Below are 12,405 nucleotides of genomic sequence, written 5' to 3'. Positions count from 1 at the left end.
ACGTCGGAACGGATCGCCCTCCACCCCGTTCCTACGCAGGCGGTGCCAGCCGGGCGGCCCACTGCTCGCGCGGCGCCTGCCTGCTGGCCTGCACTCCTCTGCTGGTGGTCTGCCTCGGCTTGCCCTCCATGCCCAGCCGGCCCGGCTTGGGGGCCGGGATTCATCCGCGCTGCGAGGAGGTGTCCGCGTGGGTGGGTGCTTGTTCCCTGGTGGTTTGGGCCCGGGTCTCGGTCACGGCCCGGTGAAGGAGCCGGGACAGGCGCTGGTCGGCGTCGGGGGCGGTGAGCAGGACGCGGAGGGCGTGTTCGAAGTGGTGGTGGCCGGGGCCGTGCCACCACAGCATGTCGGCGACGCGGGCCGATGTCGTCGAGGTGCGGGCTCGGGCGAGCCGGTTGGCCCGGGCGTGGCAGGCCGCGCTGCGGCGTTTCAGGCGCCGAGAGTCGGGCCGCACGAGGCGGGCGGCGTCCACGACCGTGCCCACCAGCAGCGGACCGTAGGCGCGGTCGGCGGGGTCCGCGTTGGCGAGATCGGCGGCCAGCGGCCACAGGGTGAGGCGGGTGGCGTCGTCGACGGCGTCGTTGACCGCGCGGGCGAGCGCGGCGAGTACCGGATGGGTGCCGGGCGGTCGGTCGGTGAAGCGGCCGGTGGCCAGCAGCGAGGCCGCCTCCATAAGGCAGGCGCCGTCGTCGGGGTGCAGATGGGCGAAGCGGCCTGGCACGGGGAGGCCGTCGGGGAGTCCGGCGCGTGGTGGTCTGCCCGACTGGGGAGTGGGTGGGGTGGGCATCGTGGGCCTCCGCTGAGGTCACAGGCCAGTGATGGCGTGCAGGATCAGGTAGAGGGCGGCGGCGGGCAGCCCGGCTCCGGGGAATGTGAGGATCCACGCGGTGCCGATGGAACGGGCCACCTGCCAGCGCACGGCCGAGATGCGCCGGGTCGCGCCGGCGCCCAGGATGGCCGCGGTGATCGTCTGGGTGGTGGAGATCGGGGCCTTGAAGACGAACGCGGTGGTGTAGAGGACGGCCGTGGCGGCGGTCTCGGCGGCGAAGCCGCGCGGCGGGTCGAGGTGGACAATGCGCCGACCGAGGGTGGTGATGATGCGGCGTCCGCCGCTGTAGGTGCCGGCGGCCATCGCCGCGGCCACGGCCGCGATCACCCACAGGGGTACGGAGAAGTCGTCCTGCCATCCCGCCGTCACCATCGCGAGGACGATGACGCCCATGGTCTTCTGCGCGTCCTGCAGCCCGTGCCCGAGGCCCATAGCGGCGGCTGACACGGTCTGCGCCATACGGAAGCGACGGGTGACGGGGCGCGGGGCAGAGCGGCGGAACGTCCACAGGATGATCGTGTGCAGTGTGTAGCCGAGGGCCACGCCGACCAGCGGGGACAGCAGCATGGGCAGCAGGACCTTGTCCACAATGCCGGTCCAGTGCACGGTAGCGGAGGCGGCGAGGGCGGCACCGACCAGTCCGCCGATCAGGGCGTGGGAGGACGAGGTCGGCAGCCCCCGCCACCAGGTGAAGATGTTCCAGCCGATCGCGCCGATGAGCGCGCACATCACCAGCAGCAGGCCCGACAGTTCCTCAGGTGCACCGATGATGCCGCTGCCGACGGTCTTGGCTACCTCGGTGCCCAGGAAGGCGCCGAGGAAGTTCATCACGGCGGCCATGGCCAGGGCGATGCGGGGCGTGAGGGCCCGGGTGGAGATGGAGGTGGCGATCGCGTTCGCGGCGTCGTGGAAGCCGTTGGTGAAGTCGAACGTCAGCCCCACGATGATGATGAGCACCACCAGAGTGAGCTCCATGGCCGGATCACCTTTCGCCACGCACACGGTCCCGGACGGCCCGCAGGCGCCCTCGCCCTGTCTCCATCCTGCCGCGAAATCCCCGCGGGAGCCGGGCACGGACACGCGACACGCACACAGCCGATGAACGTCTCTCTGCACGGACTACGACATCCGCACTGCCAACACGGGCCGCATCATCGTCCGCGCCATGTGTCGGATGCGCGGCGACGTGCGCACCTTCCACCCCGCGCGGATCGTCTCCTACACGATCCACCGCGCGCCGGCGACGCCCGGAGGGCATCCGCAGGTCGCCAAGGCCGCCTGGTGCTGGACGCCCCGGCAGGCGCGATGCGGCTGGGCGCGTAGCCCGCGCGGGACCGCCCCTCACTCGGCCCGGGCCACGGCCGCAGCGCGCCGCTCGAGAAGCCGCAGCACGGCGTGGTTCGAGGTCCCTGTCGGAGATTGCGACGATCTCGATCGCCTGCGCCGTCGGCAGCGGCATCTGGTCGAGCTCCTCGTCCCGCACCCGGGACGAGGTGTTCTTGGAGACCTCGTACCCCTTGATGATCTCGTGATCGCGAGCTGCTTCCCGTCCAGTTCGCGGATCTTGCGGTACCGGATGCGGCCGCCGTCCACGAGGTGCACCTGCCGGAAGCCGATCGAGTGTTCCTCGGTGGCGTTGACGATCTCGCAAGGAATGGTCACGAGCCTGAAGCTGACGGCTCCGGACCAGATGGGGCGGGGCATGACGAGACCTCCCGTGCAGCCCCGAGCAGAGCCCAGCCTACGACCGGCCACGGTGAGCGGCACGTGCGTGAACGACCGCCCCGAACGAAGCTCGGAGTGCTGGGAGCAGGGCTCCGGATGCGCGCCCCCGCCATCCGGGTGACCCTGGTGGAGATCCTGACCCCTCACACCCCAGGGATAGCCATGATCAAGAAGCTGCACGAGATGGGGATGCGAAGCGAGCACGCCTACATGGCCGCGTTCGCTTCCATCGGCCTCTCCATCGCCACCTGGGCGATGTCCCTCAATGCCGAGCCCGGGGCCGGCATTGCCCGCGCCGACCGGTGGGGAATCTTCGTTGGCGAATGGGCGCCGACCTTCTTCGGCCTCGGCCTCGCCCTGTCCCACTATGAGCAGTCGGAAGGCACTCTCCTCGCCAGCGTCAGCGAAATCCGCGAGGAACGAGCGGCCATGTAGCCGCAACACGCCCGCCCCCGTGAAGGGGGCGGGCGTGTCCGCCGTCGCGCGAAGGTAGCAGCACCGACGCCACGACCACTGAGCACCGTGCATCAGAGATGACCGTGGTGCGGCACGAGGGGCTGGGGTTCCGCCACTGCCCACCGAGCCGACCGAGGTGCCGATCCGTGGGCGGTCCCGGAGCTGGGTGCGAACGGGCGCAAGTTTCGCACGACGTGGATCGGCTACGCCGCGCTGGCGGTGGTGCACTCCTACATCGCCCTGGACAGGGAGGTGTTGCGCGGCTTGTGGCGGCGGATGAGGCCGCTGGTGGTGGAGGAGGCGGACTTCTACGGCGGCCGGATCAACGGCGGCGCACACGCTGGTCTGTGCTTCGGCCGGAGGAGCCGCTGCGGCTGGTCGGGCCGCGCGGTCTTCGAGGAGTACATGATGCGCGGGTGGGTCAAGGCTCACGGTCTGCGCGGCGTTGACGGCGAACTGTTGCGCTTCGACCGCAGGCGGCTGCGCACGACCTTCATCGCGCAGCGCGGCCAGCGGCAGTGGTCCCTGCGGGCGACCATCGATCCGAACCACTCGCCGCAGGTCGAGGGCGATCACTACCTGTCGGCCGCAACCCCGGCCCAGAGGGCGCGTTCACGCCTCTGGGCGGCGAGCACGTCGGGGTGACGGGCATTTGCGTTGCGCCGGCGCAGGTAGCGGTGCAGGGCCCAGGTCTGTCCCGGGTGGCTGGCCGAGTGTGACCGTCGCCCGCTCCTCCAGGTCCTTCGCCTGCGCTGCGCTCGGGACCCTCTATCTAGGACCGGCGACTGGCTCCGGAACTAGTCGACGAGGAATCCGACCTCGCCTTCCCCTTGATGGTGGAGGTGAGCTTGACGCTCGGCGTGCCGGGGCCGGATGCGGGCGTGGCGACGGCGACAGCGGGCGTGGCGACGGCGGCTTCGGGGGCGGGGGCGGCGACGGGGGCAGCGATGGCGGCGACGATGGCGAGGACGGCGACAGCGCGCAGGGTCCACTTCAGCACGAGAAGGCTCCGATCTGGACGTGTGATGGCGTGCGTCTCGATCGTCGCCACCGATCCGGTGTCCGGGGATCGTCCGAGGGTCGCGGCTGTATCCCCCGCACGGGGGAGGTGGCCGGCCGCGGGGCGCCTCCCGTCCTCGGGTTCTGGCTCAACTTCTGTGATGGATCAACACTCCGCCGTTTTTGATCTTCATCTAGCCCGTGGTGCTGCGGGTGGGCATGGGGCGAGCCCGCACTGACGGACGGACGTGAGGCGGGTCGGCAACCGTGGTGGACTCGGGAAGACACCGTCATCAAGCTGTGAAGCTTCTGCGGGACACTTTTGCTCAGCACAGCGCACCTCGCGCTTCTCATTTGGGGGGAACACAATGAGCACCGTACGCAGAGCCGTCCTCGTCCTCGCCGCCGTCTCTGCACTGAGCCTGACTGCCTGTGGGCCCACCGAAGACAACGCGGCGGGCGGGGCCGAGGGCCCTACCGTGAGCCCGACGAAGTCCGCGACGCCGTCGAAGCCGTCGAAGCCGTCGAAGCCGTCGGCGGCACCGGACATGGGCTCATCCGGCGGCGCTGACGACTCGTCGCCCGACTCCGACTACGGTGTCTTCCCCTGCAGCACGTACGACGTGAAGTTCACCGCTACCTTGGCGGAACCCACGAGCAGCAGCTATCTGCTGAAGATCACCAACAACGGCACCAAGGTGTGCAAGGCACTGGGCCATCCGGTTGTGACCTTCGGCGATCTGGACGGGCAGGCCACGGAGCGGGGCGAGGCCCCCCGTATCGAGGACGCCATCAGGCTCAAGCCGGGCGAGTCGGCCTACGCCGGGCTCATGGGCGGCGCCAACGACGGCAGGGGGAAGGCCGTGAACTCGATTGCGATGACCATGAACACCGAGTCAGATCTCGAACAGACGCCGCTCAAGGCGTCGACTCCCGGCCTGTATGTCTCGCCCGACAAGAATTCCGTGACTGCGTGGGTGGGCAACCCGGAGGACGCGCTGAGCTTGTAGGTGTGCCCCCGGTCCGAGGTAACGGGCACCTGGCACATCGGCAATCACCGAGCGTAGGTGCACCTCAGAAGTTGAGCCACCTGAGTCGTGACAGCGGTTGTTCACGAGTTTGGGTTCTGGCTCAGCTTCTGTGACGGAGCCACGCTGAGTGACGGCTAGCTTCTCCGGGCAGTAGGTGAAGTCGCCCGAAAATGAGCCGTGGTCAAGGCGGTGGGGATGACAGTTCGGGGCAGTGGAAGAGATCGTGCTCCGGTTGAAGGAGCTGTTGTTCCCGGCGATCGCGGACGTTGCGGTGCTGTGGTGGACGTGAGCATCGCGATAGTGCGGGTCGACACGGAATGCACTGCGAACGGTGCCGCTTGCCCGGCGTGCGGGGCCTGGTCGAACCGGGTCCATGGTTCCTACCTGCGGTTTCCCGCTGATGTGCCCAGCGCTGGACGAAGTGTTGTTCTCCAGCTGGGGGTCCGCCGGTTCTGCGGAAACTCGGGGTGCACCCGCCGCACCTTCGTCGAGCAGATACCCGGCCTGACCCGTGGGCACGGTCAGCGGACCGAGCGGCTGCGCGCGATGCTGGCTGCGGTCGGTCTCGCGCTGGCGGGCCGTGCCGGCGCCCGTTTGAGTCCGTGCTTGGGGTCTCCGTCAGCCGGAGCACGGTCCTGCAGCTTGGTCGACGCCCTGCCCGAGCCGGAAGTGCCCGCCCCGCGTGTGGTCGGCGTTGACGAGTAAACCACCCGCAAGGGCCGCCACTACGGCACCGTTCTCGTCGACGTCGAAAGCCGCCGCCCTGTCGACCTGCTGCCCGACCGGGAGGCATCGAGCCTGGCTGCCTGGCTCGCCGATCGGCCCGGCGTCGAGGTCGTGTGCCGGAACCGGGCGCCGTTCTTCGCTGAGGGCGCCACCGCCGGTGCGCCGCAGGCACTCCAAGTCGCGGACCGGTGGCACCTCTGGCACAACCTGAGCGAGGCCACCGAGCGGAGCGTCGCCCAGCACCGTCGCTGCCTCCGCGCTCTGGTCCCCACCGTCCCTGAGCCCGGACCCGAACCCGAGGCTGTTCCGGTCGCGGACTCGTCCGGTTCTCCTTGGCCGCGCGGGCACCGATTCGCCGATCGGACCCGGGCGCGGCATGCCGCCGTCCACGCACTGCTGACGGCGGGACACAGTCGGCGCTCGGTCCAGCGGCAGCTCGGGATGACCTACCGCACCGTCAAGCAGTTCGCCGACGCCGCGACGCCGGAGGAGCTGTTCACCGGTCAGTGGCAGAACCCGCCTTCCGTCCTCGACGACTACAAGCCCTATCTGGACGACCGCTGGAGCGAGGGCTGCACCAACGCTTGGAAGCCGTGGGAGGAGATCGTGCCACTCGGCTACAAGGGCAGCTACCAGCGCGTTCGCGCCTATCTACACGACAAGCGCACCTCACCGCAGCCGGTGACCGCCCGACCGCCCTCGCCCCGGACCGTCGCCGGATGGATCCTCCGCCGTCCGGACACCCTCACCGAGACCGAGCATCACCAGCTCAAGGCCGTCCGGACGCACTGCTCCGAACTCGACGCCCTCATCGGGCACGTCCGATCCTTCGCGACCATGCTCACCGAGCGCCAGGGCCAGCTCCTGCCCGACTGGTTCGACGCCGTCCGGCAGGACGACCTGCCCAGCCTCCATACCCTCGCCGACCGCGACCGCGACGCCGTCATCGCCGGCCTCACTCCGCCCTGGAGTTTCTGGCGTCGTCGAAGGGCACGTCAACCGGATCAAGATGCTCAAGCGCCAGATGTTCGGCCGGGCCGGCTTCCAGCTGTTGAGGAAGCGAGTCCTGCTCGCAGGGTGAGCTCTGGCGCCGTGCGATAGATTGCGAGCGACACGAGAGAAGAGCTCGCATGGACTCCCGCATCCCGCGGTTGCGACGCAAGCTGGCACGCATCCCCTACGCGCCCAGCCGAAGCCACTCCTTTGGGGAGGAGCGGCACGAATTCCGTCTCGGCCCCCGCCTCACCGAAGATCAGGCAGACGCCTTTCAAGCCGAGCATGACGTGGAACTCCCGCGGCCCTACCGAGACTTCCTCACCAACATGGGCGGCACCGGTGCGTCTCCGTACTACGGACTGATCCCGTTGAAGGACTGCACGCTCTTCACAATGAACTCCAGAGACGCCAGCACGGGCTCAAGAGGATTCAGCCGGGCCTATCGCCCCACCCGCCGTGGTGACCTGTTCCTGCATGTCATCGAACGCGGGTGCAGCGATCTTGTCCTCATAGGCATAACCGGCCCTCTCACGGGGCGCATGCTCGTCGGCAACGCAGACGGCTTCTGGGGCCCGAACGTCTCCTCGGCCTCGGACTTTCTCGCCTGGTATGAACGATGGCTCGACCACATGGCTGCCGGACAGGACAACCGGGCTCTGGAGCTCACCTCACCCCAGCTCCGAGCGCATCCGATTCGGCAGAGGCACGCTCACTCGCCGTGACCGCTCCACAGAACCTGAGCCAGAACCCGAGTTTGGGAGGCGGCCCGATCTGTCCAGGGTCGATGTTCACGAGGACGGGAGGCACTCCGCAGCCGGCCACGACCGGCGTGCCGACATGCAGCGGGCCAGCCGGCCTGAGCCCTCAGGCCACAGCTGCACCCTGGGAACTGCTCCTTGGGGCAATGCCGCTCCCACACCGCGTCGGCAAACACCTCAGCCGCGTTCGTCAGCCTTACGCCCTCGCACCGACCTGGGTCACCAAGGCCACCGGCCGCACCCCGGCGGCAGTGAACAACTGCAGCGGCCACGACGTCCGACCCTCTGAGACCGACGCCACGCTGAACATGTCGTCATCCACACCCAGCCGCGGCGAAGCTGCCAACTCGCCGAATCCGCTGGCACTTGACGTGCCACCGCATCGGATGCCCGGTCGGAAACAGGTCATCGCTGCGTGATCGATATGGAGGTTGGATCTAGCCTGCATGCAGCCGACGCACATCGCCCTGGGCGACACCATCTCGCCATCTCGCCGATCTGCGTCGATTCGCGGGCGAGACGCCGCGCGCTCAAGGGTGCCCGCCCGGCCATCAGCCGGAAGATTTTTCCGCACTGGGTCGTAACGGCCCGAGATGCCGGAGCTACCCCCTTGCTAAGGGGGCATTGCGCGCCCCGGCACCGGTCGAGCAAGGACGGGTTGATGGCAACTACAGGAAGCAGGTGCATGTGACCAGACACACCCCCGAACATCCCCCGGACCGCGAGGAGGAGAACAACCGTGAACACATGCCGCCCGGCCTGCCGGCGAATGCGGCACTGGCATACGACGACTTCGTCCGGTACGCGTACCCCCGGGCCATCGGGTTCTGCATCCGCAGTGGCAACCTCTCCCAGGCTCAGGCCGAGGACCTGGTCCAGATCGCGCTCATGGTGGCCTGGATCAAGTGGCCGGACATGAGCACCTGGGAGCCGGGCCGGCAGCGGGGCTACTTCGGGGCGTCGTGAAGAACACGGTCCTCGGCTTCCACCGGGGGGAGCAGCGCCGGCGGGTACTGATCGAGAGGGTCCTGCGATGGAATCCCGACCTCCACATCGTCGGCACCGAGATCGTGACGCCGCTGCGGCGGACATCCCTCACCGGGCCGCCGAGGACCAGGCCACCAAGGACCAGGCCACCAAGGACTGCACCACCTGATCCGGACCAGCCAGTGCAGGAAGTGTCGCGCAGCTTGCTCGCTGTCGGGAACATCGCCCTGGGCCCTGGCCCCCGCTCGGGGCCCGGAAGGGCTCGGTGACGCTCCCTGCGGGCGGTTCCGGAGTCCGGACCCGGCACACGCGGGGTCCGGAGGGAGTACGGTTGCGGCACCGAGCGCACCTCGCACGCCGTCACCGTTTCGGCGTCGCCCTCGGAGAACGGCACAGGCCGGCGCACATCGGATCCGGCCGGAAAGAGCCGCACCATGCCTCCTGGCTCGTACTGCCACGCTTCCTCCCGTATCCGGTCCCGCGCAGCGCAGTAGCGGATTTCCTGGCTACACGATGCCTCCGAGGCGTTCCGGCATCTGGCGTACGACCCTGAACCGATCAGTACGTCTGACCCGGTCAGTACCGATCCGAACCGATGAGCACGGCCCTGAACCGATCAAGAGGATGCGGACGCATGTATTCACAGGACTCGATCTCCGGCCGCCGCCGCGGCCGCCCCGAACCGACGCCGGAGATGCTCTCCGGACTGGCCTGCCTCATGTGCGGCACCGACTACCGGAACGCTCCCGATCCGGAGGTGGTGGTGGTCTCCCACCGCGACGACAAGCAACTGCTCGCCTGCCACGGCACGTGCGCGCGCATGGCGAGCGGGTCGGTCAACGGTCTGGACGAGACGCCCCTCCCGATGGCCGAGCGCGTGCGCAGGCACGGGGCCGACGGCTCCTGATCCGGGACCCGGCAGCCACCACAAGTACGACGCGAACGAAATGACCCGAACGAAGTGATGAGGAAGCGTATGAGCCTGTTGAGTCTCGGAGTACTCGCCTCCTCCCGCAAGGAGAACGAGTTCCGCCTGCCGTTGCACCCCGCCCACCTCGGCCGGATCGCCCCGGACGTACGGGAGAGGATCTTCCTCGAAGAGGGCTACGGCGAACGGTTCAGCGTCGCAGACGACGCGCTGCGACCGCTCGTGGCAGGACTGCGCTCCCGCGAGCAACTCCTCGACGAGTGCGACGTGTTGCTGCTGCCCAAGCCCATGCACGAGGACGTCGCCGCGTTGAGCCAGGGCCAGGTGCTGTGGGGATGGCCGCACTGCGTGCAGGACGAGAGGATGACGCAGCTCGCCATCGACCGCCAGCTGACCCTCATCGCCTGGGAGGCCATGAACCACTGGACCTCCACGGGCGCCTTCAGTGTCCATGTGTTCCACAAGAACAACGAGCTCGCGGGCTACTGCTCGGTGCTGCACGCCCTGCAGCTCGGCGGGCTGACCGGCAGCTACGGGCGGCGTCTGCGCGCCGTGGTCATCAGCTTCGGCGCCACGGCGCGCGGAGCGGTCACGGGCCTGGGCGCCATGGGAGTCTCCGACGTCACGGTGCTCACCCAGCGCGCCGCGGCGGCGGTGGCCTCCCCGATGCCGTCGGTCGTGATGGGCCACTTCGAGGAGCACGAGGACGATCCGTCGCGTCTACAGGCACTCACCCCGGCGGGACCCGTGCCGCTCGCGGAGTATCTCGCCGGGTTCGACATCATCGTCAACTGCGTCCGGCAGGACACCGACGCGCCCTTGACGTTCGTCACCGACGAGGAACTCGCCCTGTTCCGGCCGGGCTCCTTCTTCATCGACGTCTCCTGCGACGAGGGCATGGGATTCTCCTGGGCCCGTCCAACCACCTTCGGCGATCCGATGCCCATGGTCGGGCCGGGGTGCCACTACTACGGGGTGGACCACAGCCCGTCCCACCTGTGGAATTCGGCCACGTGGGAGATCAGCGAGGCGCTCCTGCCCTACCTGCGCAAGGTCATGAACGGCCCGGCGGCATGGGACGCGGACCCCACGGTCGGAAAGGCCATCGAGATCCGCGACGGCTTCATCCTGAACCCGAAGATCCTTTCCTTCCAGCACCGGGCGGCCTCCTTCCCCCACGCCCTCGAGACCGCGGATCCGGTCCTCGCCCCGGTGCTGAACTCCTCCGCACAGCCGGCCTGACACACCTCCGCGCAGCCGGTCCGACGCACCCCAAGCCGGACGCGCCGTTTCGCCGGCTCACCGAGGCGATCGCGTACCGGTGGCCAAAAACCGGCCCCTCGGTGGGCAGTTCGACGATGTCGTGCCACATCTGACCATCGCCCGGCGACCGCCCCACCTCGCACTCCCCCAGTGAGGTGGGCCCTGGGTCGACGTGCCGCCAACGCTCCTCGGAAGGCACACGGGCCACCCTGTCCGCCAGCGGCCGGGACGACCTCTCGCCCGGCGCGGCCGACGTGCGCGACCGGTTCGCCGCCGACTTCCACGACACCCGTGGGAGCGGCCGGACGCGCGGAAGCGATGGGTCCTGCCGCCGGCGCAACGAGGAATCAGTGCGCGAAACCTCCGACGCCCTGGCGTATTGCAGAGCTCAATGTTCCTGGGGTGCGGTACTGGCTACGGTGGCTGCCATGAAGTCACCTAACCGTTCCAGCGAAGACCTGTTTCCTGATCGTCAGCCCTGGGACGTTGCGTTCGACGAGCTCACCGTCTCGTACAGCCAGTTCTGGGTGCTTGCCGAAGGTGGTGACCGCGGCGATGTGGAATCCGCTGTCCCTGAGGGCGATGCCGTGTCCGGTCACGGCACGGCGGCGGGCGTGCCGACACAGGCATCACGGGTGCGCATCGGCGTTGCGCTGTCGGTATGGGACGAGGCGCCGCCCGACGGGGCCCGGGTGTACCTCGGGAGTTGCCGGATTGACGTGCCGGAACGTGAACTGACGCTGGTCAACGTGGAGGGCCGGGAGCCCGGGCCGTCTCTGGTGCTGCCGGATTCCGGAATCTACGAAGTGAAGGTGTGGCGGCGATCCGCGGACGAGACGGAGCAGTACGACATCCGGGTGTGGCCGAGCCCCGGCCGGTGACACCGGCCGGGGCCTGGGCAGAGGACTCAAGACTTTAGAGGATGGTCACATAGAACCGGTCCCGGTGCAGGATGCGGTCACTTGGTGCTGACTCTCATTCCGGTGAACCGGACATTCTCATGAGCGTGTACCGACCTCTCACTCCGCTTGCTTGAACTGACAGCTCACTCATGCTCGAACCCGACCTCGAAATGAGTCGACAACAGGGCAACGAGGCGAGGGGCAGCAGCAAGCGGGGCAGATGAGGCGAGGAGCGGGTGGCCGTCGGGTGCCTCGCACGGCGCGCAGTATGAGCTTTCCCGGTTCGACCTCGCGGCTGGCGAGCGCGTACTCCAGCGTGGTCAGGACCAGGTCGGCGTCCATTCGCGCGGAAGTCTCCCAGGCCACCACCGGCGGGAGAACGCGTCGCGATCGCGGAGAGCCACAGCGGACCCTCGCCGGTGGAGATGATTGGGAGGTCGGTGACCCACAACCGGTTCGGCGTCGGTGCGGTGAAGTGCCTGTTGACCTCTCCGCGCGGCCGAGTTCATCGGCGCGGTAGCCGATGACGCGGCGGAAGGTGCGCGCGCTCGTATCCGCATGCTGCCGCCGCCCGGGGACGCGGTGGAGCGGGTGCCTTCACCGCGGCTGCTGCGTGCCAGGACTGCCGCAGCCCCCACTGCACACCTGCTGCGAGAGGGAGAGCCGGGGACCGGAAGGGATGGCCGAGTGGCCATGATGGTGCGGTAGGCTCGTCGCCACGAGCGCTCTGCGCGCTGGGCGTCCCCTTTCCGGCCGACTCACCACGCAGGGTTGACGACCAAGGACAGCGAGCGCGATGAGCGGCGGG

13 protein-coding genes and 1 pseudogene are annotated in these 12,405 nt (G+C 68.8%); 11 read left to right on the top strand and 3 right to left on the bottom strand.

Features of this window, described 5'->3' with window-relative positions:
* Window positions 1–160: 160 nt before the first annotated feature.
* The gene (locus J7E88_RS29620; protein WP_215186486.1) at window positions 161–784 is read right to left on the bottom strand and encodes a hypothetical protein; all 624 of its coding nucleotides are present in this window, start codon (window positions 782–784) and stop codon (window positions 161–163) included.
* An 18-nt stretch (window positions 785–802) separates the two neighbouring features.
* Window positions 803–1,801 (bottom strand): inorganic phosphate transporter, encoded by a 999-nt coding sequence (locus J7E88_RS29615; RefSeq protein ID WP_215186484.1) that lies wholly within the window; start codon window positions 1,799–1,801, stop codon window positions 803–805.
* A gap of 912 nt (window positions 1,802–2,713) precedes the next feature.
* On the opposite strand from J7E88_RS29615, the gene J7E88_RS29610 reads away from it, so the two are divergent.
* Complete coding sequence (locus J7E88_RS29610; protein WP_215186482.1) at window positions 2,714–2,986, top strand: hypothetical protein; 273 nt, start codon at window positions 2,714–2,716, stop codon at window positions 2,984–2,986.
* Between the two features lie 240 nt (window positions 2,987–3,226).
* Window positions 3,227–3,652: a hypothetical protein gene (locus J7E88_RS36430; protein WP_251023401.1), complete on the top strand. Its 426-nt coding sequence runs from the start codon at window positions 3,227–3,229 to the stop codon at window positions 3,650–3,652.
* A gap of 127 nt (window positions 3,653–3,779) precedes the next feature.
* On the opposite strand, the gene J7E88_RS29600 is transcribed toward J7E88_RS36430, so the two are convergent.
* Window positions 3,780–4,007, bottom strand: coding sequence for a hypothetical protein (locus J7E88_RS29600; protein ID WP_215186480.1), 228 nt, complete (start codon window positions 4,005–4,007; stop codon window positions 3,780–3,782).
* Window positions 4,008–4,374: 367 nt separating this feature from the next.
* Here J7E88_RS29600 and J7E88_RS29595 point away from each other — a divergent pair, with 367 nt between their 5' ends.
* The 9 genes and pseudogenes from J7E88_RS29595 to J7E88_RS29565 all read left to right on the top strand — a co-directional run bounded on the left by J7E88_RS29595 (window position 4,375) and on the right by J7E88_RS29565 (window position 11,576).
* Window positions 4,375–5,016 (top strand): DUF4232 domain-containing protein, encoded by a 642-nt coding sequence (locus J7E88_RS29595; RefSeq protein ID WP_215186479.1) that lies wholly within the window; start codon window positions 4,375–4,377, stop codon window positions 5,014–5,016.
* A gap of 792 nt (window positions 5,017–5,808) precedes the next feature.
* Window positions 5,809–5,958, top strand: a pseudogene (locus J7E88_RS36425) (hypothetical protein); the annotation flags it as partial.
* 246 nt (window positions 5,959–6,204) lie between these two features.
* Complete coding sequence (locus J7E88_RS36420) at window positions 6,205–6,864, top strand: hypothetical protein (RefSeq protein WP_251023400.1); 660 nt, start codon at window positions 6,205–6,207, stop codon at window positions 6,862–6,864.
* Window positions 6,865–6,893: 29 nt separating this feature from the next.
* Window positions 6,894–7,481 (top strand): SMI1/KNR4 family protein, encoded by a 588-nt coding sequence (locus tag J7E88_RS29585; protein ID WP_215186477.1) that lies wholly within the window; start codon window positions 6,894–6,896, stop codon window positions 7,479–7,481.
* A 723-nt stretch (window positions 7,482–8,204) separates the two neighbouring features.
* Complete coding sequence (locus J7E88_RS29580; RefSeq protein WP_215186475.1) at window positions 8,205–8,483, top strand: hypothetical protein; 279 nt, start codon at window positions 8,205–8,207, stop codon at window positions 8,481–8,483.
* A 67-nt stretch (window positions 8,484–8,550) separates the two neighbouring features.
* On the top strand, window positions 8,551–8,673 hold the full coding sequence (locus tag J7E88_RS36865; protein WP_285427620.1) for a hypothetical protein: 123 nt from the start codon (window positions 8,551–8,553) through the stop codon (window positions 8,671–8,673).
* Window positions 8,674–9,138: 465 nt separating this feature from the next.
* Complete coding sequence (locus J7E88_RS29575) at window positions 9,139–9,411, top strand: hypothetical protein (RefSeq protein ID WP_215186473.1); 273 nt, start codon at window positions 9,139–9,141, stop codon at window positions 9,409–9,411.
* A gap of 69 nt (window positions 9,412–9,480) precedes the next feature.
* Window positions 9,481–10,674: a N(5)-(carboxyethyl)ornithine synthase gene (locus tag J7E88_RS29570; RefSeq protein ID WP_215186471.1), complete on the top strand. Its 1,194-nt coding sequence runs from the start codon at window positions 9,481–9,483 to the stop codon at window positions 10,672–10,674.
* Between the two features lie 440 nt (window positions 10,675–11,114).
* Window positions 11,115–11,576 carry a hypothetical protein gene (locus tag J7E88_RS29565; RefSeq protein ID WP_215186469.1) on the top strand — a complete coding sequence of 154 codons (462 nt, stop codon included), beginning with the start codon at window positions 11,115–11,117 and terminating at the stop codon, window positions 11,574–11,576.
* The last annotated feature ends 829 nt before the right edge of the window (window positions 11,577–12,405 follow it).

Source organism: Streptomyces sp. ISL-10, assembly GCF_018614575.1.
Classification (GTDB): Bacteria; Actinomycetota; Actinomycetes; order Streptomycetales; family Streptomycetaceae; genus Streptomyces.
Note: the sequence above shows the minus strand (reverse complement) of the source record. Positions and strands in the feature narration are given on the sequence as shown.